The organism is Gordonia otitidis (assembly GCF_020735545.1).
Taxonomy (GTDB): Bacteria; Actinomycetota; Actinomycetes; order Mycobacteriales; family Mycobacteriaceae; genus Gordonia; species Gordonia otitidis.
In genome coordinates this window covers 2,988,760-3,010,494 of record NZ_CP085974.1, presented here as the reverse complement: position 1 = coordinate 3,010,494, position 21,735 = coordinate 2,988,760, and the positions used below count along the sequence as shown (strand labels likewise).

Here is a 21,735-nt window from a genome sequence, read left to right as displayed (position 1 = left end):
CTGTTCTCAGCGTTGTGCAACCCGAGACGCGAACGTGTTCACGTCTCACTAGCGCTCACTGTACACACACTATCGTGTCAAAACAGGAACTCGTTCTACTTTTCCGCCGGCTTACTTTCGGTAGTCGATCTTCGGCGGCGCCCCGGGAGCCGGCGGCTGCACGCCGAGCGGCGACGGTCCGCCGGTATACCCGGACGACGGGTGCTGCGGCGACGACTGCGGGTGCCCCACATACGGCTGGTGGTGCGGATACTGCGATGGACGAGGCTGTCCCGCTTGCGGGTACTGCCCGGGCTGTTGGGAATAGTGCGGCGAGTGGGGCTGCCCCGCCTGCGGATACGGTTGCGGTGGGATGCCCGCGCCGACAACGGTCGCTGGGTGCGGACCGCCGTTGGCACGACGTCGTCCCGTCCGCCTCGCATTCACAGCAATCCAGATCCCGCCACCGATCAGGGCCGCGGCCCCGCCTCCAAGCATGGAGTAGTTCCCCGTCCGATTCTCCGATCGCGTCTGCTCCAAGTCGGTTTCCCTACCGCTCTTCATCTCGACGCACCGATCACCCGAACTCATCGTCTGCCCGCCGCAGGTGACATCCGTCGAGCTGAGCCCCGAGATCCCGAGCGCGAGCAACACGACGCCCAAGACAGTGGTGTGACCTATCCGCTCGAATGACCTGTTCTCGACGGCATCGGGACCAGAACGAGGCCCGACATGGACATAAACGAGAACATGTTCTACTTTCATGCGAGAGCAGTCGAGCCCGAAAGGTGACGGACATGGGTGTGCCGGTAATCGTCGAAGCAGTGCGAACCCCCATCGGCAAGAGGGCAGGTTGGCTGTCGGGCCTCCATGCAGAAGAACTTCTCGGTCTCACGCAGCGCGGACTCATCGAGAAGGCGGGAATCGACGCGGCGCTCGTCGAGCAGGCCATCGGCGGGTGCGTGACCCAGGCAGGCGCACAGTCGGGAAACATCACCCGCAAGGCATGGCTGTCGGCCGGGCTTCCCGAGCAGACCGGCGCCACGACCGTCGACTGTCAGTGCGGCTCCGCGCAACAGGCCAATAATCTGATCGCGGGACTCATCGCCACCGACACCATCGACGTCGGGATCGCCTGCGGCGTCGAACTGATGTCGCAGACACCCCTCGGCGCCAACATCGGAGTCGACGCCGGTCCGTACCACGCGGAATCGTGGAACGTCGAGATGCCCAATCAGTTCGAGGCCGCCGAGCGCATCGCCACTCGACGCGGGATCACGCGCGCCGATGTCGACGCCCTCGGCGTACGGAGTCAGCAACGCGCCCGACAGGCGTGGGACGAACACCGATTCGACCGTGAAGTGCTGAGCGTCAAAGCACCCGAGCGCACCAAAGACGGCACAGTGACCGGCAACATCATCGACGTCACACGCGACCAGGGCCTGCGCGACACCACACCGGAAACACTCGCGGCACTCAAGCCGGTGATCGATGGGGGAATCCACACCGCAGGCACCTCCTCCCAGATCTCCGACGGCGCGGCCGCGGTCTTGCTGATGGACGAGACAAAGGCCCGTGAACTCGGCCTGCGACCGCGCGCCCGGCTGCGCACCACGGCCCTCGTGGGTTCCGAGCCGTACTACCATCTCGACGGCCCGGTACAGGCCACCGATCGCGTGCTGAGCAAAGCCGGAATGTCGTTGTCCGACATCGATATCGTCGAGATCAATGAGGCATTCGCCTCTGTCGTGCTGAGCTGGGCCCAGGTGTACGACGCCGACATGGACAAGGTGAATGTCAACGGCGGCGCCATCGCACTGGGCCACCCCGTGGGCAGCACCGGCTCACGTCTGCTGACCACCGCACTTCACGAACTCGAACGACGCGACGCGGAGACGGCACTCGTCACGATGTGCGCGGGCGGAGCACTCGCGACCGCAACCATCCTCGAACGCATCTGAGCGCTCGCGACCACGAGAGCAAAGGTAACTGCCGATGAAAGCCGAATCCCGGCCGGCCCAACTCGATTCCCCGGTGGTGGCCAGGGCCATCAAGATCGGCTCCCGACTCAACACGAAGCTGTACCAGGTCAGCGGCGGCCGACTCGGACGCAAGTGGCGGGTCGGCGCCGGGCTGCGCAAACCCGTCGACGTCTGCCTCCTGACCACCGTCGGACGTAAATCCGGACAGCCACGCACCGTCCCGCTGCTCTACCTTCGTGACGATGGCCGGATCATCGTGGTCGCCTCGCAGGGCGGGCTCGCCTCACATCCAGCGTGGTATCTCAATATCCGCGACAACCCCGATGTCTCCATCCAGATCGGTTCTACGACAGCCGAGTACACCGCCGCAACTGCGAATGACACCGAGCGCGAGCAACTCTGGCCACGACTGACGCAGCTGTACAGCGATTTCGACACCTACCAGGCGTGGACCAACCGCACGATCCCGGTGGTCATCTGCACACCGCGCTCGCGACAGCCGTAAAAGCTCGCGCGGACCGCCGTGTCGGGCACGTCAACGAGGTACGCCGACCGGTGCGGGCAACGCGCGGATCGCCGCACCCACCCACGCGTCGAGAAAGGCGCGACGCTGTGCGGGCGAACGACCATCCCCATGATCGAGCACCATGGATTGCAACGTCCGCACGACGATTTCGGCGATCACGTTCGTATCGGCTGAACTGTAACCGCGAGCTGTCCAGTCCACATCCATGCGTTCGATTATCGATCGTGCGAATCCGCGACCGGCCTCCGATGTCACCTCACCCACCGCGAACAGGCTCATGCTGTCTGCACTGAACAGCAATCCGACGTAACGATCGTCGGGCAGTTCGTCGAGCACCGCGCCGATTCCGTCCACGACGGCGGCGTCGGGTTCACGAATCCCCTTGATGCGGGCTGCAATTCGTTCGAGAAAGTCTCCGACCGCGTCGAACGCGGTTGCCTGCAGCAGCGCCTCGGTGCTCGGGAAATACCGGTAGACGGTCTGACGAGTCACTCCGAGGGTTCGGGCGACGTCGCTGATCGTCGTGGAGACGCCGTGTTCGTCGATCGCCGAACGCGCGGCAGCCAGTATCCGTGCGGTCGCCTCTGCGTCATCGACCGGAACACTTCCGCCCCAGCCGTGTGTGCGCATCGCGCGACCGCCTCTCGCTCGCTCCGGTGACCATGTCGACCGGTGTGCCACCGGCTCTCATCAGGGCAGACGCTATCACGACGGCACGCGCGGGCGGCGGCACCGGTGGCTGCGATTTCGTCGGCGAATTGACCATACAACTACGCATTGGATGTATGGTGGAGTGGTGTCGGACACACACCGACGAGCGCCTTTCGCAGCGATGTGTGCGGAGACGCGGAATCCGTCCGCGAATGAGGAGATATGACAGCGATCTCAACTGATGCCACGTGTCCATTCGGCAAGGGCTTCGATTTCACCAACCCCGACGTGCTCGAGGCCGGTCTGCCCATCACCGAGTTCGCCCACCTGCGCAAGACGGCGCCTGTCTGGTGGAATGAGCAGCCGATCGGCACATCTGGATTCACCGACGGAGGCTACTGGGTCATCTCCCGACACAAGGATGTTCGCGAGATCTCGAAGAACAACCAGGTGTGGTCGGCCAACGCCAAGGGCGCGGTGATCCGGCTACCCGACTACATCACCCCCGACCAGATCGAGTTCACCAAAGCTCTTCTCATCAATCACGATCCGCCGGAGCACACACGTCTGCGCAAGATCGTGTCACGATTGTTCACCCCGAGGGCCGTCGGCTCGTTGGAGGAGAACCTGCGTGAGTCCGCACGGAAGATCGTGGAGGCGGCCGCCGACAAGGACTCGGGCAACTTCGTCGACGACGTGTCGATTCACCTCCCACTGCAGGCGATTCTGGATCTGATCGGTGTGCCGACAGCCGACCGCCCACGCATCCACGAGCTCGTCGACGCGATCATCAACAGCGACGATCCCGACCACACGATCGATCCGGCGATGGCCAATGCCGAACTGCTCGGTTACGCCTACTCCATGGCCGAGGAGCGTCGACGCAATCCCACCGACGACATCGTGACGACGTTGGTCGAAGCGGATATCGACGGGGATTCGCTCTCCGACATCGAGTTCGGCTTCTTCGTCATCCTCCTGATCACCGCGGGAAACGAGACCACCCGCAACGCAACCAGTCACGGCATGAACGCCTTCCTCTCCAATCCCGACCAGTGGGAGCTGTTCAAAACCGAGCGTCCGCGGACCACTGTCGACGAGGTGTTGCGCTTCTCCAGCCCGGTCAATGCCTTTCAGCGAACCGCTAAGGTGGACACGAGCATCGAGGGAGTCGACATCGCAGCAGGCCAACGTGTCGGGCTGTTCTACGGCTCCGCCAACTACGACGAGGACGTCTTCGACGAGCCCTTCACGTTCAATATCCTGCGGGATCCCAATCCGCACCTGGCCTTCGGTGGCAGCGGGGCTCACTTCTGCATCGGCGCCAACCTCGCCCGCCTGGAACTGAACCTGATCCTCGACGCGATCGCCGACGTCCTGCCCGATATCGAGAAGGTCGGTGAACTCCGTCGCGTACGGTCCGGCTGGCTCAACGGGGTCAAAGAGTTTCCCGTGCGCTACGGCGCAGCGTCAGCGGGGCTCACCGGCGAGGGCTGTCCGGTCGCGCACTGACCGGACGCGGCCTCCGCAGTGTCAGCCTCCGCAGTGTCGCCTACCCGACGCCGCGCTCCGCCGATGCCCAGAACTGCGCCCGTAGTGCCTTCTTGTCGGGCTTGCCGAGTCCGGTCAGCGGCAACGATTCCGCGAAGATGACCTCTTTGGGTGACTGCACCGCTCCCTTGCGCTGCTTCACCGCGTCCTGGATCTCCGCGGTGATCCGCTGTCTGTCGTCATCGTTCGCCTCGACGTCGCTGCGCAGTACCACCACAGCCGTCACCGCCTCACCCCACTTCTCGTGCGGCACCCCGATGACGCCGACCTGCCCGACCGACGGATGCTCTGCGACAACGTCTTCCACCTCGCGCGGGAACACGTTGAAGCCACCGGTGACGATCATGTCCTTGGTGCGGTCGACGATGTACCAGTATCCGTCGGCGTCCTCGCGTGCGACGTCTCCGGTACGCAGCCAGCCGTCGCGGAAGGTCTCGGCGGTCTGGTCGGGCAGTCCCCAATACCCTGCTGCCAGAAGTGGTCCGGCAACACAGATCTCACCGGGCTCGCCCTGCGCGACCGGCTTGTCGTCGGGTCCCAACAGGGCCGTGTGCAGAAACGACGACGGTCGGCCGCAACTCGACAATCGCCGCGGATCGTCGCCCGGCTTCGGGTGCTCGTCTTTTGCCAGGTAGCTGATGACCATGGGCGCTTCGGACTGGCCGTAGTATTGCGCGAAAATCGGCCCGAAACGTTCGATGGCCTCAGCCAGCCGCACCGGATTGATCGGCGAGGCACCGTAATACACGGTTTCCAGGGACGAGAGATCGCGCGTGCGGGAATCAGGGTGGTCCATCAGGGCGTAGAGCATCGACGGGACGAGCATCGTCGCACTGATCTTCTCCTCCTCGATGGTCCGCAGCACCTCGGCCGGGTCGAACTTGCTCAGCACCACCATCGAGCCGCCCTTCATGAGCGTCGGGAGGAAGAAGGCAGCACCCGCGTGCGACAGCGGCGTACACATCAGGAATCGCGGCCGCGTCGGCCATTCCCACTCCGAGAGCTGGATCTGCGTCATCGTGGTCATGGCGCGCACGGTGCCGATCACGCCCTTGGGTTTGCCGGTGGTGCCACCGGTGTACGTGATCGACATGATGTGGTCGGGCGAGAGTTCCGCGGCGGTCAGCTCGGTCGCGTCGTAGCCTGCTGCTTCGGCGACGATGTCGCGGCCGACGTCGGACAGCGCTTCGGGTACGGGCCCGAGTGTGAAGATCTGCTTGAGACCATCGACGCGTTCCATGAGCGCGACAGCACGTTCGACGAACATCGGGACCGGGTCGATGACGAGAGTGGTCACCCCGGCATCGGACAACACGTACGCGTGGTCGTCGAGCGATCCGAGTGGGTGCAGCGCGGTGCGGCGCCACCCCTGCGTTTGACCCGCACCGATGACGAAGAGCACTTCGGGACGATTGAGCGCGAGCAGACCGACCGATGATCCCGTACCGGAGCCGAGCCCTTCGAAAGCCTGCACATATCGGCTGATCTCGTCGGCCATCTGTGCCCCGGTGAGTGTGGTGTCGCCGAGTTCGAGCACCTTGCCCGACGCGTTCTTCGCCAACGCCGCAACGAGAAGATCTCCCATATGGGCCGCTCCCCGCAGGTGATCGATTTCGGTGTCAGAATTCTCAGATGCCATAGCGCAAGACTAGGACGTGTTCTACATAGACGGAAGACGATCGATGGAAATATCAGCTCCTACGTGCTTATTCATCCACGATGAGCCGACTATGCGTCACTAGAACACGTTCCATGTCGTACCGGCCGGTAGCTGATTAGGATCGACGGTATGACTGATGTGGACCTGGCAACCGAGCGTCGCGACATCGCCGACGCACTCCTCACCGCTCTCGACCGACGACACGAGGTGCTCGACGCCATCGTCGACGCCGACGATCACGCCCAAGCCGTGTCCGCGATCGCCGACCTCCTCGGCAAATCGCAGATCGGGGCCTCGGCGATCCTCGACATGAAACTCGATCAACTCACCAAGGACGAACGTCGCAGGAATCAGACCGAACTCGACGACCTGAACCACCAGCTCACCTTCACGCTCGCCGAACGACCCGCGAGCAGCGGCGACACCGTGACTCTGCGCGCGTTCTCCCCCACCGACGACGCCGAACTGTTCGCAGAGCGCACGCGTGAACTCGGGGTGGCAGGCGACGGCTCGGGCCAGCCCGCCCGCGAGATCGACCAGGAGATCGCACAGGCCGCAGGCCGTGTCGACGAGGAAGAGGCCGCCTGGCTCGTCGTGACCGACGGCGACGACAAGGTCGGGTTCGTGTTCGGTGAACTGACCGACGGCGAGGTCGACGTACGCGTGTGGATTCACCCGGACTTCCGCAAGCAGGGCTACGCCACCGCCGCCATGCGCAAGGCGCGCTCGGAGATGGCGGGCTATTTCCCCGGAGTGCCGATGGTGGTGCGAGCACCTGGCGTCTGATCTCACCACGCACAAAGACGACGGGACCGACTTCGCCGAGTCGGTCCCGTCGTCGTGTGTATGCCCCGGCCTTCGATGCCCCGCTCTGGTTCCTGCGCTCGAGAATTCAGCGGCGCCGCGGAAGCCCGAAGCGCGCGACTATGGTTCGAATCCGGAACTCGTCGTCGATCAGGAACGACTCGCTCACCGGCGCCCACAGACCGAGTGCCCTGGGGACCACGTGTACCCGATACTTCGTCGAGACCGTGTGGCCTTCGACGGTCGCCGTGAATCCGCTGACCCGATGGATGAGGCGGAACTGCGGGCCACGCGCGAGGCTTCGGGCAATGTGGCTGCCGCTTCTCCCGGTCTTGATCCCCATCTCCACACGTGTGCAGTCCGGATGGAGGTTGACACCCGACGGATCGTGACTCACCAGCGCATCGACATATGCTCGTGCAGCTGCTATCCGTTGGCCGCCAACGGAATCGCCGTCACCACTCGCAGATGCGGGATCGCTCATCGTGTCCTTCTCGTCATCTCGCCCTGTGTCTCATTTCGACCGGTGTCTCATTTCGCCCTGTACCTCATCGCGCCCCGTACACGGGCACCGGAGGGGGTGTCTTGGCCAGTAGATCGTCGACGACCGGCGTCAGTTCGGCAGGCTCCCACCGCGCACCCTTGTCGATCGACGCGGCGCGCTGCCAACCGTCGACGACGGTGATCTTTCCGCCCTCGATCTCGAAGACCCGTCCCGTGACGTTCGACGACTCGACCGACCCGAGCCACACGACCAGTGCCGAGATGTTCGCGGGGTCCATCGCGTCGAACGAACCGTCGTCGGGCGCGGCCATCTGCGCCGCCATCGCTTCGCCCGCCCCGAGTGTCATCTGCGTGCGCGCCGACGGCGCGATCGCGTTGACCGTCACGCCGTAGGCCGCCAGCTCTGCTGCCGCCTGGATCGTGAGCTCCGCGATGCCAGCCTTGGCCGCCGAATAGTTGCCCTGCCCGACCGACCCGAAAAGCCCTGCCCCAGAAGACGTGTTGATCACGCGCGCCTGCCGCGCCGAGCCCGCCTTGGACTGCGCCCGCCAGTACGCTGCCGCGTGCCTGAGCCCGACGAAGTGCCCCTTGAGGTGAACACGGACGACGGCATCCCACTCGTCCTCCGACATCGCGACGAGCATCCGGTCGCGCACGAATCCTGCGTTGTTGACCAGGATGTCGAGGCCGCCGAACTCGTCGAGTGCGGTCTGCACCATTGCGGCACCTGCATCCCAATCGGCAACGTCGCCGACGGACACCACCGCGCGGCCACCGCTCGAGGTGATCTCGTCCACGACCGCCGATGCCGCGTCCTGCGCGTAGTCGTTCACCACGACTGCGGCACCATCGGCGGCGAACGCCAACGCGTGAGCACGCCCGATCCCCTGACCGGCTCCCGTGACGATCGCCACGCGATCGCTGTTCATCGGATGTCCGTTGTCGCTCACCACAGTCCTCTCGGTAGTTGCTGATTCTGGTTGGCTCACAGCCCGTTCCCCGCATTCGCCGCGTCGAGGAAGGCAGGTCTCTCACCGCCGCCGTGAACGGTGAGGGTCGAGCCGGTGATGTAGGCGGCCAGCGGCGACAACAAGAACGCCACCGCGTTACCGACATCCTCCGGCGTGGCCATCCGCCCCATCGGGATGGTGCGTCCCACAGCCGCCACCCCGTCGGCATCGCCATAATGCAGCTGCGCCAGTTCCGTTTGCACGGGTCCCGCGACCACGGAGTTGATCCGTACGCGCGGTGCCCATTCGACGGCAAGCGACGAGGTCACGTTGTCCAATCCCGCCTTCGCCGCGCCGTAGGCCGATGTGCCCGGCGACGGTCGGTGGCCACTCACACTCGAGACGTTGACGATGACGCCGCCCGACTCCTGCTGCTGCATCACCGCGTTCGCGGCACGTGCAACCATCAACGGCGCAAGCAGATTCAGCTCGATGATCTTGCCCGCGAACGTCGATGACGCGTCGGCAGCGAGGGCGAACGGCGAACCCCCCGCATTGTTCACCACACCGTCGAGCGTCCCATGCGTGTCGACGATCCGCTCGACCATCGCCGCCACGCCCGCCTCGTCGCGCACGTCGCACGCGATGAACTCGCCGAGCGCCTCGGCGTCGTCGGTCGGGTTGCGGGCGCAGATCACCGGAATGGCACCGAGGTCGCTCAGGACCCGTGTGATGCCGAGACCGACACCCCGCGCACCACCGGTGACGAGCACGACCCTTTTCTCCAACCCGACATTCATCTCCACTCGGGGGTCGTGACCTGTGACCTGTGACCGCGAGCTCATGGGTGCTACCCTACCAAACAACCAAGCATTTGCTTGGTACGTGTTGGCTGCTGAGAAAACGGGATCACTCCCGAGAGGAGGACATGGCGTGCCGATCACCAGTACGCGCTCGGCAAGTGGTGTCACGACCACCACCGTCGACTACCCACCGGTCAACGCGCTGCCCTCGGCCGCGTGGTTCGAATTGGCCGAGACGATCCTCGCAGCGGGCAACGATCCCGACACCCACGCGGTGGTGTTGCGGGCGGAAGGTCGGGGATTCAATGCGGGCGTCGACATCAAGGAGATGCAGGCGACCGAGGGTTTCGATGCACTGATCGGCGCCAACCACGGCTGCGCGGCCGCATTCTCCGCGGTCTACGACTGCAAGGTGCCAGTTGTCGTTGCCGTCAACGGGTTCTGCGTCGGGGGCGGAATCGGCCTGGTGGGCAACGCCGACGTGATCGTCGCGTCCGAGGGCGCCGTCTTCGGACTCCCGGAGGTCGACCGCGGCGCGCTCGGGGCGGCGACACATCTCGCCCGGCTCGTCCCGCAGCACATGATGCGCACGCTCTACTACACAGCGAGCAACGTCACCGCAGAACAGCTGCTGCACTTCGGATCGGTCTACAAGGTCGTCCCCGCGGACGAACTCGACGCGACCGCAACAGATGTGGCCGAGCAGATCGCAGCCAAGGACACCAGAGTCATCCGCGCCGCGAAGGCAGCGATCAACCACATCGATCCCGTCGACGTGAAAGCCAGCTACCGCCTCGAGCAGGGATACACCTTCGAACTCAATCTGGCCGGTGTCGCCGACGAGCACCGCGACGCTTTCGTCGCGACCGGAAAGCCGAAGACAACGCAGGGGAGCCGCTGACATGGCCGACGGCCACACACCGACCGACAAGACCGCCACACTCGACGAGGTCATCGGCGAACTCCGCGACGGTATGACCGTCGGCATCGGCGGATGGGGCTCGCGGCGAAAGCCCATGGCACTCGTCCGAGCTCTCGCCCGCTCCGATGTCAAGGACCTCACCATCGTCAGCTACGGCGGCCCCGACCTCGGAGTGCTCTGTGCCGCGGAGAAAGTGCGACGCGCCTACTACGGCTTCGTCTCACTGGACTCGGCGACCTTCTACGATCCGTGGTTCTCGACGGCGCGCACAAGTGGCGCAATCGAATCCAGGGAGATGGACGAGGGCATGGTGAAGAGCGGACTGCAGGCTGCCGCTGCACGCCTGCCCTTCCTACCGACCAGGGCTGGTCTCGGCTCCTCGGTGCCCGATTTCTGGGAAGGTGAACTCAAGACCGTCACCTCTCCCTATCCGGACCCCGACGGCCGCACCCAGACCCTGATCGCCATGCCCGCGTTACGCCTCGACGCCGCATTCGTCCATCTCGACCTCGCCGACTCCCGTGGCAATGCGGCCTATACCGGCGTCGACCCGTACATGGACGACCTCTTCTGCGCCGCGGCCGATCGCCGCTACGTCGAGACCGACCAGCTCGTCGACACCGAGGTGTTGGTCAAAACCGTTCCGACGCAGCGCCTCCTGCTCAACAGGATGATGGTCGACAAGGTGGTTCACACGCCCAACGGCGCACACTTCACGTTCGCGGGAACAGCGAGCGAGGCGAGCGGGCCGAACGCGACGAGCGATTACGCACGCGATGAACGGTTCCAGCGTTTCTACGTCGAGTCCGCCAAGGATCCCGAGCAGTGGTCGGCCTTCCGACGTCGTTTCCTCGACGTCGACGAGGAGACGTATCAGCGCGAGGTCGAGGCCTGGCGCAGCGAGCAGGAGGATTCGAAGTGACAACTGCGGCAACAGATACCGTGATCACACGCGCAGAGTTCTGTGTCGTCGCGTGCGCCGAGATCTTCCGCGGTGCCAGCGAGATCATGGCATCGCCGATGGCCCCGGTGCCGCTGCTCGGCGCCCGACTGGCACGGCTGACCTTCTCCCCTGATCTGCTGATCACCGACGGTGAGGCACTGATCCTCGCCGACACACCGCCGATCGGGAAGTCGGGACCCATCGAGGGATGGATGCCGTTCTCCAAGGTGTTCGACGTCGTGGCGTCGGGTCGGCGCCATGTGGTGATGGGTGCCAACCAGATCGACCGCCACGGCAACCAGAACCTCTCGGCATTCGGCCCGCTGCAGCACCCCACACGCCAGATGTTCGGTGTGCGTGGGGCGCCCGGCAACACCATCAACCACCCGACGAGCTACTGGGTACCCCGACATTCGGCCCGCGTGTTCTGCGAGAAGGTCGACGTCGTGAGCGGAATCGGTTACGACAAGGTCGATCCCGACAATCCCGCATTCGACGACCTCGACATCCGACGCGTCGTCACCAACCTCGGGGTCTTCGACTTCGGCGGCCCCGACCACACGATGCGGGCGCTGTCGCTGCATCCAGGCGTCGACGCCGACGAGGTCGCCGAGAACACGTCGTTCGAGGTCGCCGGACTTGCCGAAGCTCCGTCCACCAGACCGCCGTCTGAGACCGAACTCGGGATCATCCGAGACGTGCTCGATCCCAAAGGCGTTCGTGATCGGGAGGTCAGATGAGCTCGACGGCCCGTGCCGCTGCACTGCCGACCCGGTTCACCGAGCTCGTCGGCGTCGAGTACCCCATTGTGCAGACCGGCATGGGCTGGGTGTCGGGCCCGTCGTTGACCTCGGCGACGTCGAATGCCGGAGGGCTCGGCATCCTTGCGTCGGCGACGATGACCTACGACGAGCTGGCCGCCGCGGTTGCGAAGACGAAGTCGTTGACCGACAAGCCCTTCGGGGTGAACATCCGCGCCGACGCCACCGATGCCCGCGAACGCATCGAACTGCTGATCCGCGAGGGGGTGCGGGTCGCGTCGTTCGCGTTGGCACCGAAGAAGGAGCTGATCGCAGAGCTCAAGGACAACGGCGTGGTGGTCATCCCGTCGATCGGGGCGGCGAAACACGCGGTGAAGGTTGCCTCGTGGGGCGCGGATGCGGTGATCGTGCAGGGCGGCGAGGGCGGCGGACACACGGGACCCGTCGCGACGACGCTGTTGCTTCCGTCGGTACTGGATGCATTGCACGACAGCGGCTCCGACATGCCCGTCGTAGCGGCGGGAGGGTTCTTCGACGGCCGTGGTCTCGCCGCGGCACTCGCGTACGGAGCCGAGGGTGTCGCGATGGGCACGCGCTTCCTACTGACCTCGGATTCGGCCGTACCCGACGCGGTGAAACAGGAGTATCTTTCGCGCACGCTGAACGACACCGTCGTCTCGGTGAAGGTCGACGGTATGCCGCATCGCGTGCTGCGCACACCACTGGTCGAGGCGCTCGAGAGCGGTAGTCCGATCCGCGCGCTGTACGCCGCGGCACGGAATGCCAACGAGTTCAAGCGGTTGACCGGCATGAAGTGGACCACGATGCTGCGCGACGGCCGTGCGATGCGTAGGTCGGGTGAACGTACGTGGCAACAGATCATCATGGCAGGTAATACCCCGATGCTCTTGCGGGCGGGCCTGGTCGACGGTGACACGCGCGCAGGTGTTCTCGCCTCCGGTCAGGTGGTGGGGATGATCGACGATCTGCCGACGTGCGACGCGCTCGTGCAGTCGATCATGAACCAGACACACGAACGGTTGAAAGCGCTCGGCACACTCGGCTGAGTACCGCGATCAGGCAGCCCGCGTCACCCGTGGTGGCGACGGTATGCGGCGGCCGCTGCAGGGTGCAGGGTGAGACCGTAGACCTGGATCAGCGTCTGGGTGTCCAGGAACTGCACGCCAACAGTGCCTTTCGGGATGAGCTGCGAGGCGTCGTCGACCAGCGCGTCGACCACCGCCGTCACCGCGGCATCGGGTGTCGTGGCGGTGGTGAGCAGCACGCTCGGCACCCCGATAGTGGCTGTCTCGGTGCGAGTGCCATACATTCCGGCGGGCACGGCGACAGGTTCGTAGAGTGGACCATACCGTTGCCGCAGCACGGTGAGCTCCGCCGAGAGATCGAGCAACCGGATACCCGCCGGCGGCCCGTAGCCCGGTCGGGGTATCGCCGACGGTGTCGGCACACCGCCGGCCCACATGGCTGCGGCCACGGTTCCCGTTTCGAGCGACTCGAGGACGTTGGTCAGCGACACCGGAGTGATTTCGACGTCGGCAGGCGTCAGTCCGGCGGCGGCCAGCACGCGGCGCCCCGTCCACTCGGTTCCCGAACCCCGCGCACCGAGACTCACCCGTCTGCCGCGCAGATCGGAGAATGCCTTGATGTGGCTGTCCGCGGGCACCGCCAACTGCACGTAGTTCTCGTAGACCCGTCCGACCGCACGCAGTGGTCCGCCGGTTGCCGCCGCGACGTCGCCGAGTGACAGACCGAAGTCGACGTTGCCCCGTTCGAGCAGTTCGATGTTCCGGACGGAGCCGCTGGTGTTTATGGGCTGCAGATGCGTCCGGCTGTCCGCCATCGCGGCCGACAACAGCTTGGCGAACTCCGCCTGGAATCCTCCCGGCTCACCCGTCGCGATCCGGTACGCACGCGACGCCCCTCCCGCACATCCGGCTGCCACGATTGGCAGCACCGCGATGCCCTTGAGCAGAGTCCTGCGTCTCATGACCCGACTCCGCCCCGGTCATCCTCGATTTCGTCCGCGGCATCGCCACTGCGCGCAGTGGCGGGAAGCCGTGAGTCGACCCGTACACGCACACGCAGTCCGCCGTCTGCGGACCGGCCGAACTCCACGTTCCCGCCCACACCACGTACGAGGATGTCGACGATCGCGAGCCCGAGACCGGTGCCGTGCGCTGCGTCGCGGGTGAAGAACCGTTCGGTAAGTCGCGGAAGATCGTCGTCGGCGACCCCCGGTCCGTCGTCGGCCACCTCTATCTCGAGCAGCGGCCGGCCCGGGCGATCCTCGACCGTTCGTATCGAGAGGGTGATCGCGGGGTTCGGTCCGGCATGGCGCGTGGCGTTGTCGACGAGCACGTCGATCACTTGCGAGAGTGCGTCTTCGCTGATCCTGGCCTGGGTTGCCGCGTCGTCGAGCTCGTCGTGAAAGGTCAGTCGCGCACCCCGCTCGCGAACGGGCACCGACCAGAACTCGGCACGATCGGCGAGTACCGCTGCTGCCGTGCACCATTCGTCACGTCGCGCACTGTCGAGCACCGGGGTTTCCGCACTGGCGAGCGTGAGTAACTTGTCGAGGATCAGTTGCAGCCGCTGTGTCTCGGCGCCGATGGTGGCGAAGTCCTCGGAGAGTTCGTCGGGTATCTCGGATTCGACGATATCGAGCCTGAACTGTAGTGCCGCCAACGGATTACGAAGTTGATGTGAGGTGTCGGCCACGAGTTGGCGTTGCATCTCGACCGAGCGTAGGACCGTGCCGACCAGCCCGTCGAAGGTGTCGGTAAGCTGTCGTACCTCCGGCGGACCACCGGCTCTGGTCGCCGCCGTCGTCGGGTTCGTCTCCTCGGTCACCGTCGCCGGGATGACCGGCAACTCGGCGGCGAGACCGGTCATCGCGTCCGAGAGATCAGCGAGCGGACGAAGCACCCAGCGGCTCAATGCCACTGCGAGCGCGGCGAACGCGAGGACGACGACCACCGCACCACCGACGATGAGCAACCACCATCGTCCGATGTCGGCTCGTGTCGCAGCCGTCGAGGACCGCAGCACAGCGGTGCCGTTCACCTGGGCACCGCTTCCGACGGGCGCGACGAACACGACCGAATTCGGGCCCCACGGCGCCACGTGTCGCAACTCCGACGACCTCTCGTTGCGTAGACCGCGTGCCACCGCAGCCCGCATCTCCTCGTCTATCGGGCCGACCGAGAGGTCGGGCACGCCGCGGGTGGAGACGATCAACACCGAATCCCCGTAGACCTCGTGGTATGCACTGATCTCGTCGGCGATGCGCGCCGAATTCCCGTTCGTCACATATTCGTTCGACAATGCTGCGAAGCGGGTCACGTCGGAGTCGCGTTGCTGCACGAACTGTCGCGTGCGCGCCTGAGACGAGACCTCGATGAGCGGAACGGCGAAACCCGCGATGCTGACTGCGCCGATGATCGCGAGAACGAGCAGCAGTCGCCTACGCATCGTCGATGACCCCGTCCCAGCGATAGCCGAAGCCTCGCACCGTGGCGATGAGTCCCGGGCGACCGAGCTTGGCACGCAAGCCCGTCATGTGGACGTCGAGCGAACGCGACACCGCGACGAAGGCATCGCCCCAGACCTGATCCATCAGTGCGGCACGGCTCACCGCGGCACCAGCGCCTCGCACGAGAACGGCGAGGATGTCGAACTCCTTTGCGGTGAGCTCGATGTCGTGTCCGGCAACGGTTGCCACCCGCGCGTCGAGATCGACGACAACGTCGCCGCTGGTCACAATGCGTTGCGCTGCATCGGGTTCGGTGCGCGCCGCGCGACGGCTGACGCTCTCTATACGCGCGACCAACTCGGCGAACCTGGCAGGTTTGACCAGGTAGTCGTCGGCACCGAGTCGCAAACCCCGAACCACCGATCTCTCGTCGCCGCGCGCGGTGAGCGCGATGACGGGTAGTGCGCTCACCTGACGCAGCTGCCGAAGCACCTCGAGTCCGTCCTGATCGGGTAGACCGAGGTCGAGCAGGACGAAGTCGAACTCGTTGTGGTGGAGCAGGAGATCGACGCCGACGGAGTACCTGGTCGGTTCGTGCCCGAATCGGCGAAGACCTGCGACGATCGCGCCTGCGACCCCGTCGTCGTCTTCCACCACCGCAATACGCACGACGCCCATTATCCGCGTCCCGGTGGGCCGAGACGCGGATAATGATGCTTGTCAGACGGATTCATCTCCGCCGCAGTTCTATCTCTGTGCAGTCGGGTTCTCCTCGATCGTCGCGCCGACGGCCTCCGGAGTGTGGTGCGGCGTCGTGCCGTCGGCCGCAGCCGGAAAGTCCACGGTCTGTGCGGTCGTGACGCTCGACGCCGGGACGTCGGCGATCCGTCGTGCCTCGGGGCTCGTGGGGTCGAGCGTCGAATCGCCACGCGTCTCCTTCATGAAGTAGGCGGCTATCCAGGTCAGCGCGGCACACGCGGAGACGTAGTAGAAGAAGACGCCTTCGTGACCGGCCTGCTTGAGGCCCAACGCGATCGGTTCTGCCGTTCCACCGAACACGGCGGTGACCAGCGCGTGCGGCAGGCCGACACCGAGCGCGCGCACCTTGGTCGGGAACAGTTCGGCTTTGACGATGGGGCTCAGTGCCGAGTAGGCGGTGACGATGGTCAGCCCGGCCATCATGAGGCAGAAGGCGACGACCGCGTTGGACACGTGACCGAGCGTCGTCATGATCGGCACGGTCAGCAGCGTGGCACCGGCACCGAAGAACAGCATCACCTTGCGACGGCCGATCCTGTCCGACAGCGCGCCCGCCAGCGGCTGCATGCACATGTAGACGAACAACGCGCAGAAGCTGATCCAGGCGACGGTCTGCTTGTCCATGCCCGCGGTGTTGATCATGTATTTCTGCAGGTAGGTGGTGTAGGTGTAGTAGCAGACCGTGCCGCCGATAGCGAGCGCGAAGACCAATGCGAACGACTTGCGGTACTGCATCAGGGTGCGAAGTGTTCCCTCCTGCTTCTCCGCGGAGGAGCCGAGGGCCGCCACGCGCTGCTTCTCGGCGAGGTACTGCGGCGACTCGTCCATCCCGCGCCGGATGATCATGACCGTCACCGCCGCGACCGCGCCGATCACGAACGGCACGCGCCAGCCCCACGAATCCATCTGCGCGGGAGTGAGGACCTGCAGCAGGATCAACTGCACGCCGAGCGCGCAGAGCTGTCCCAGCACGATCGAGACGTATTGGAAACTGGAGAAGAACCCGCGTCGCCCCGGCGTCGCGACCTCGGACAGATACGTCGCGCTCGAACCGAACTCGCCGCCGACCGACAGTCCCTGCAGGAGTCTGGCGAGCACGAGGATGATCGGGGCCACGATTCCGATGGCCGAGTAGCCGGGCGTGATCGCGATGAGCAGCGACCCGGCGGCCATCAGCAGCACCGACAACGTCAGCGCATTGCGCCTACCGTATCGGTCGGCGAATCGACCGAGGAGGTAACCGCCAAGGGGGCGCATCAGGAATCCGACAGCGAAGACCACTGCAGCCGAGAGCAATTGAGCCGTCTGGCTCTCGCTGGGGAAGAACACCGGGGCGAAGAACACGCTGAACGCGGCGTAGACGAACCAGTCGTACCACTCGATCAGGTTTCCGATACAGCCTCGGAAGACATTGGCGACGACGCGCCTGTTGGATGCGGTGGACTGCTGTGTCATCGCACGCTCCTTTGTGAGGTCGAACTTGATTACGTCCCCACTGTGTCAACGGTCACAGGCAGCAGCCAAGGAGTAGAGCCGTTTCCTAACAGTCCCTTTGGACAACGAGCCGAATGTCGCGTCGGAGGTGCGGTTCCGTCACTATCCGACCAGCCTGGCCGAGGGCCATCGCCCCCCACTCACCGCAGAAGCGATGACCTCGCCGAGCAGAGCGACGACGACGACGTCGCACGCGGGCGATTGCGCAGGGTTGCGGGCGACGGCGGTACCGATGGTCCGCGAGAGCGGGGCACCCACGAGCGGCGCACAGGTGACCGCCTCCCGAGCGTCGATCATCATCGCAGGCGGCAATACGGTCCACCCGTGACCGTCGGCGACGAGGCGGCGCTGGAGTGCTGCGTCGTTGGTCTCGACGGCGATGGAGATGTCGCTGCCCGCGGCTGCGGCGTCGACGATGCTGCGCAATCCGTGTGGCGGCGCGGGCAGGACGAGCCGATGTCGCAACACATCTTCAAGTGACACCGGATTGTCGACGTCCAGCCCGGCCGCGCGCGGTGCCACGACCCAGAGATCCTCGCGGAGGATCGGCCTGATTCTGAACGCCGACGTCGTCGGCTGCTCGAAGAGCAGTGCGACATCCACATCGCCGACGTCCAGCCACTGCGCGAGGTGTCCCGCGTATCCGACGTCGACCCGCAGCACGATCCCGGGGTGCCGCCGGGTCACCGCAGCGACGAGGTCGGCTGCGAGCAGGCCGACGGTCGACGGCAACAAGCCCACGCTGACCCTCCCCCGCACTCCCTTCTCCACACCGGACGACACCTCGGCCCGTGCACGATCGAGTTCCTCGAGCGCACGGCGCGCGCGGTCGAGGACCTGTTTACCGTTGCCGTTCACCGACATTCCAGATCGACTGCGCTCGAACAGTTCGACGCCGAGTTCCGACTCGAGCGCGTGGATCTGTTTCGTGACGGCCGGTTGCACGATATGCAGTGCCTTCGCCGCCGCGGTCACGCTCCCGGTGTCGGCGACAGCGATCAGCGCACGCAACTGTCGAAGCTCCATCTCGACCTCGCATTTCTCTCGTCCGGTGATTCCCGCGCGAGTGTCGCCCGCCCGGGACGCATTCCCGACGGGAATGCCGGACCATCACAGAATTCTATTACCACCCCAGCTCGATAACGCATGAGAATGGATGACATCCCGACGAAAGGCCAAACCGATGTCCAGTGCGCCAACGCAGAGCGCCCCCGCCGAGCTTGCAGGCCCCGGCTGGCAGCGCGACGTCTTCGACGTCCTCAAACAGGGCGGCGTCACACAGATCGCCTACGTCCCCGACGCAGGCCATTCGTATGCGATCCGCGCGGCGATCGCCGATCCCGACATCACCGACGTCGTGTTGACCACGGAGGAAGAGGGTGTGGGAGTCACCGCGGGTGCGTGGCTCGGCGGTGTCCGCGCGGCGATGCTCATGCAGAGCAGCGGCGTGGGCAACTGCGTCAACATGTTCTCGCTCCTCGAGATGTGCCGATTCCCCTTCCTGACGCTGGTCACGATGCGCGGCGAGTACGCCGAGTTCAATCCCTGGCAGATCCCGATGGGTTCGACCACCCAGCGCGCACTCGAACTCGGCGGCATCACCGTTCTGCGGGCAGACAAGCCCGACGAGGTCCGCGAGGTCGCCCAGGCCGCCCTCGACTCGACCTTCCTCGCAGGAGAACGCACCGCGGTGCTACTCGGTCAGAGCCTCATCGGCCGCAAGAAATGGGAGCGCAACTGACATGACCACGACAACCGCACACCCCGGCGCCTCCCCCGGCGCCTCGGACGCGACGGCAACACCCGAGGACGCCGCGACCGCAGCCACACCGATGGATCGCCGCCTGTTCGTGTCGGCCCTGCTGGATCAGGTTCCCGACGCCCTCGTCGTCACCGGGCTCGGCTCGGCGTCGTACGACGTCTTCGCCCACGGCGAGCGCGAGCAGAACTTCTACCTGTGGGGCGCCATGGGCGGGTCGGTCCCGGTCGGACTCGGACTCGCTCTCGCCCAGCCGGAGAAGTCCGTCGTCGTCGTGACCGGCGACGGTGAGATGCTCATGGGGATCGGCTCGCTCGGCTCGGCGGCCGTGCGGGCCCCCGAGAACCTCACGGTGCTGGTTCTCGACAACGGCCACTTCGGTGAAACCGGTATGCAGCGCAGTCATTCCGGCTCGGCGCCCGACTCGTCGACGTTGCGCGGGGCTTCGGAATCGCCGACTGCCGAGAGGTCCACTCCGTCGATGAGGTGACCGACATCGCGTCGATCATCAACGCGCGCAACGGGCTGTCGTTCGTGCAGGCACACATCAACACCGACGAACCGCCCCGCGCCCTGCCGCCGCGCGACGGTGTCGCCGTGAAGAACAAGTTCCGCGCAGCGCTCGGGCTGGAGACTTTCTGATGACGGACAACACGATGCAGGCATATCAACTCCGGATCAACGGACGCTGGTGCGACAGCGACAGTGGTGAGTCGTTCGATTCCTTCGACCCGTTCACCGGCAAGCCCTGGGCACGGATCGCCCGCGGGAACGCGGCCGACGTCGATGATGCCGTCCGAGCCGCGCACACCGCACTCACCGACAGCGCGTGGGCGGAGATGACCGCCAGCGCCCGTGGGCACCTCCTCCACCGGCTCGCCGACGCCATTGCCGAGCACAGCGCAGAGCTCGCACACACCGAGGTACGCGACAACGGCAAGCTGTTCGCCGAGATGTCGGGCCAGACCGCCTACATCCCGGAATGGTTCCGCTACTACGGCGGCCTGGCCGACAAGATCGAGGGATCGGTTGTGCCACTGGACAAGAAGGGGTACTTCGCGTACACGACGACGTCCCCGGTCGGCGTCGTCGGCATCATCACCCCGTGGAACTCGCCGCTGCTGCTGCTCACCTGGAAGTTGGCCGCCGCCCTCGCCGCGGGTTGCACGGTGGTGATCAAACCCTCCGAGCACACGAGCGCCTCGACGCTGGAATTCGTTGCGCTGCTGGAGGATGCCGGTCTTCCGCCAGGAGTGGTGAATGTCGTGACCGGATTCGGCGCCGAGGTCGGCAGCCCGCTCGTCGACCATCCACTCGTCCGGAAGGTGAGCTTCACCGGATCAGACGCCACCGGCCGTCGGATCGGAGAGCAGGCTGCACGCGGCGTCAAACACGTCGGCCTCGAACTCGGCGGCAAGTCACCCAACATCGTCTTCGACGACGCCGACGTCGACGCCGCGGTCAACGGGGCGGTGTCGGGGATCTTCGCCGCGACGGGACAGACCTGCATCGCAGGGTCGCGTCTACTGGTCCAGTCGTCGATCCACGACGAGGTGGTGGCTCGCGTCGTCGAAGTCTCGAAGACCGCACGCATGGGCAACCCCGCCGACCCGGACACCCAGGTCGGCCCGGTCACCACCCGCGACCAGTACGAGAAGGTCCTCTCCTACATCGACATCGCGAAAGCCGAAGGTGCAGAACTACGTCTGGGTGGCGCGGCGGCCACCCGGCCCGAGTGTGGCGACGGCTGGTTCGTCGAACCGACGATCTTCACCGGCGTCGACAACTCCTCGCGCATCGCACAGGAAGAGGTCTTCGGACCCGTGCTCTCGGTGATCCGATTCGACGACGAGAAAGATGCGGTCGCGATCGCCAACGACTCGCGGTACGGACTCGGCGCCGGCGTGTGGACCTCGGACATGGGACGGGCGTTCCGCATGGCCGAGGCGATCGAGTCGGGCACCGTGTGGGTCAACACCTACCGGGCCGTCAGCTACATGATGCCGTTCGGCGGGGTCAAGGATTCCGGCCTCGGCCGCGAGAACGGCATCTCAGCAATACACGACTACCTCGAGACCAAAACGTCTGGATCAACACGGGCGCACCGACGGGCAATCCCTTCGTTCTCCGCTGAAGTTCGTGCTCTGCTGAATCGACGGCTCCGAAATCGGTGTGGGCGGAACTCCCGGATCCG

Annotated in this window: 22 protein-coding genes and 1 pseudogene; 12 read left to right on the top strand and 11 right to left on the bottom strand. The window is 65.4% G+C overall.

Going from position 1 to position 21,735, the window contains the following annotated elements; all coding sequences use genetic code 11:
• Positions 1-111: 111 nt before the first annotated feature.
• Positions 112-744: a hypothetical protein gene (locus tag LK459_RS13800; protein WP_227918945.1), complete on the bottom strand. Its 633-nt coding sequence runs from the start codon at positions 742-744 to the stop codon at positions 112-114.
• A 32-nt stretch (positions 745-776) separates the two neighbouring features.
• Here LK459_RS13800 and LK459_RS13795 point away from each other — a divergent pair, with 32 nt between their 5' ends.
• Complete coding sequence (locus tag LK459_RS13795; protein WP_227918944.1) at positions 777-1,940, top strand: steroid 3-ketoacyl-CoA thiolase; 1,164 nt, start codon at positions 777-779, stop codon at positions 1,938-1,940.
• A gap of 34 nt (positions 1,941-1,974) precedes the next feature.
• Positions 1,975-2,466 (top strand): nitroreductase family deazaflavin-dependent oxidoreductase, encoded by a 492-nt coding sequence (locus LK459_RS13790; RefSeq protein WP_227918943.1) that lies wholly within the window; start codon positions 1,975-1,977, stop codon positions 2,464-2,466.
• Positions 2,467-2,496: 30 nt separating this feature from the next.
• Here LK459_RS13790 and LK459_RS13785 read toward each other — a convergent pair whose 3' ends face one another.
• Positions 2,497-3,117 (bottom strand): TetR/AcrR family transcriptional regulator, encoded by a 621-nt coding sequence (locus tag LK459_RS13785; RefSeq protein ID WP_227918942.1) that lies wholly within the window; start codon positions 3,115-3,117, stop codon positions 2,497-2,499.
• Positions 3,118-3,360: 243 nt separating this feature from the next.
• Here LK459_RS13785 and LK459_RS13780 point away from each other — a divergent pair, with 243 nt between their 5' ends.
• Positions 3,361-4,650 (top strand): cytochrome P450, encoded by a 1,290-nt coding sequence (locus LK459_RS13780; RefSeq protein ID WP_227918941.1) that lies wholly within the window; start codon positions 3,361-3,363, stop codon positions 4,648-4,650.
• A gap of 40 nt (positions 4,651-4,690) precedes the next feature.
• On the opposite strand, the gene fadD8 is transcribed toward LK459_RS13780, so the two are convergent.
• Entirely contained in the window at positions 4,691-6,328 is a 1,638-nt protein-coding gene (fadD8, locus tag LK459_RS13775; RefSeq protein WP_227918940.1) for a fatty-acid--CoA ligase FadD8, read from the bottom strand.
• Between the two features lie 150 nt (positions 6,329-6,478).
• Here fadD8 and LK459_RS13770 point away from each other — a divergent pair, with 150 nt between their 5' ends.
• Positions 6,479-7,135 carry a GNAT family N-acetyltransferase gene (locus LK459_RS13770; protein ID WP_007239828.1) on the top strand — a complete coding sequence of 219 codons (657 nt, stop codon included), beginning with the start codon at positions 6,479-6,481 and terminating at the stop codon, positions 7,133-7,135.
• Between the two features lie 106 nt (positions 7,136-7,241).
• Here the strand turns inward: LK459_RS13770 and LK459_RS13765 are convergent, their stop codons facing one another.
• The 3 genes from LK459_RS13765 to LK459_RS13755 all read right to left on the bottom strand — a co-directional run bounded on the left by LK459_RS13765 (position 7,242) and on the right by LK459_RS13755 (position 9,452).
• Positions 7,242-7,637 (bottom strand): hypothetical protein, encoded by a 396-nt coding sequence (locus LK459_RS13765; RefSeq protein ID WP_007239829.1) that lies wholly within the window; start codon positions 7,635-7,637, stop codon positions 7,242-7,244.
• Between the two features lie 64 nt (positions 7,638-7,701).
• Positions 7,702-8,586, bottom strand: a complete 885-nt coding sequence (locus LK459_RS13760; protein WP_227923741.1) for an SDR family oxidoreductase — start codon at positions 8,584-8,586, stop codon at positions 7,702-7,704.
• A gap of 56 nt (positions 8,587-8,642) precedes the next feature.
• Positions 8,643-9,452 (bottom strand): SDR family oxidoreductase, encoded by an 810-nt coding sequence (locus tag LK459_RS13755; protein WP_039994252.1) that lies wholly within the window; start codon positions 9,450-9,452, stop codon positions 8,643-8,645.
• A gap of 88 nt (positions 9,453-9,540) precedes the next feature.
• Here LK459_RS13755 and LK459_RS13750 point away from each other — a divergent pair, with 88 nt between their 5' ends.
• Genes LK459_RS13750 through LK459_RS13735 form a run of 4 tightly spaced genes read left to right on the top strand, consistent with a single transcriptional unit; the run spans position 9,541 to position 13,103 of the window.
• Positions 9,541-10,311 carry an enoyl-CoA hydratase family protein gene (locus LK459_RS13750; protein ID WP_007239832.1) on the top strand — a complete coding sequence of 257 codons (771 nt, stop codon included), beginning with the start codon at positions 9,541-9,543 and terminating at the stop codon, positions 10,309-10,311.
• A 1-nt stretch (position 10,312) separates the two neighbouring features.
• Entirely contained in the window at positions 10,313-11,254 is a 942-nt protein-coding gene (locus LK459_RS13745; protein ID WP_227918938.1) for a CoA transferase subunit A, read from the top strand.
• The gene (locus LK459_RS13740; protein ID WP_227918936.1) at positions 11,251-12,015 is read left to right on the top strand and encodes a CoA-transferase subunit beta; all 765 of its coding nucleotides are present in this window, start codon (positions 11,251-11,253) and stop codon (positions 12,013-12,015) included. The genes LK459_RS13745 and LK459_RS13740 overlap by 4 nt, the downstream gene beginning before the upstream one ends.
• Positions 12,012-13,103 carry an NAD(P)H-dependent flavin oxidoreductase gene (locus LK459_RS13735; protein ID WP_227918934.1) on the top strand — a complete coding sequence of 364 codons (1,092 nt, stop codon included), beginning with the start codon at positions 12,012-12,014 and terminating at the stop codon, positions 13,101-13,103. The genes LK459_RS13740 and LK459_RS13735 overlap by 4 nt, the downstream gene beginning before the upstream one ends.
• A gap of 23 nt (positions 13,104-13,126) precedes the next feature.
• Here LK459_RS13735 and LK459_RS13730 read toward each other — a convergent pair whose 3' ends face one another.
• The 5 genes from LK459_RS13730 to LK459_RS13710 form a co-directional block, all read right to left on the bottom strand.
• Entirely contained in the window at positions 13,127-14,044 is a 918-nt protein-coding gene (locus LK459_RS13730; RefSeq protein WP_227918932.1) for a TAXI family TRAP transporter solute-binding subunit, read from the bottom strand.
• The gene (locus tag LK459_RS13725) at positions 14,041-15,528 is read right to left on the bottom strand and encodes a sensor histidine kinase (protein WP_227918931.1); all 1,488 of its coding nucleotides are present in this window, start codon (positions 15,526-15,528) and stop codon (positions 14,041-14,043) included. Before LK459_RS13725 ends, LK459_RS13730 begins: the two co-directional genes overlap by 4 nt.
• Positions 15,521-16,198 carry a response regulator transcription factor gene (locus LK459_RS13720; protein WP_227918913.1) on the bottom strand — a complete coding sequence of 226 codons (678 nt, stop codon included), beginning with the start codon at positions 16,196-16,198 and terminating at the stop codon, positions 15,521-15,523. The genes LK459_RS13725 and LK459_RS13720 overlap by 8 nt, the downstream gene beginning before the upstream one ends.
• Before the next feature lie 78 nt (positions 16,199-16,276).
• Complete coding sequence (locus tag LK459_RS13715) at positions 16,277-17,743, bottom strand: MFS transporter (protein WP_227918911.1); 1,467 nt, start codon at positions 17,741-17,743, stop codon at positions 16,277-16,279.
• A 141-nt stretch (positions 17,744-17,884) separates the two neighbouring features.
• Entirely contained in the window at positions 17,885-18,808 is a 924-nt protein-coding gene (locus tag LK459_RS13710; RefSeq protein WP_227918909.1) for a LysR family transcriptional regulator, read from the bottom strand.
• Between the two features lie 130 nt (positions 18,809-18,938).
• Between LK459_RS13710 and LK459_RS13705 the strand changes: the two genes are divergently transcribed.
• The 4 genes and pseudogenes from LK459_RS13705 (at position 18,939) to LK459_RS13690 (ending at position 21,675) form a co-directional block, all read left to right on the top strand.
• Entirely contained in the window at positions 18,939-19,523 is a 585-nt protein-coding gene (locus LK459_RS13705; protein ID WP_227918907.1) for a phosphonopyruvate decarboxylase, read from the top strand.
• 1 nt (position 19,524) lies between these two features.
• Positions 19,525-20,031, top strand: coding sequence for a thiamine pyrophosphate-dependent enzyme (locus LK459_RS13700; protein WP_227918905.1), 507 nt, complete (start codon positions 19,525-19,527; stop codon positions 20,029-20,031).
• Positions 20,028-20,183: a thiamine pyrophosphate-dependent enzyme gene (locus LK459_RS13695; RefSeq protein WP_227918904.1), complete on the top strand. Its 156-nt coding sequence runs from the start codon at positions 20,028-20,030 to the stop codon at positions 20,181-20,183. Before LK459_RS13700 ends, LK459_RS13695 begins: the two co-directional genes overlap by 4 nt.
• A 14-nt stretch (positions 20,184-20,197) precedes the next feature.
• Positions 20,198-21,675, top strand: a pseudogene (locus LK459_RS13690) (aldehyde dehydrogenase).
• The last annotated feature ends 60 nt before the right edge of the window (positions 21,676-21,735 follow it).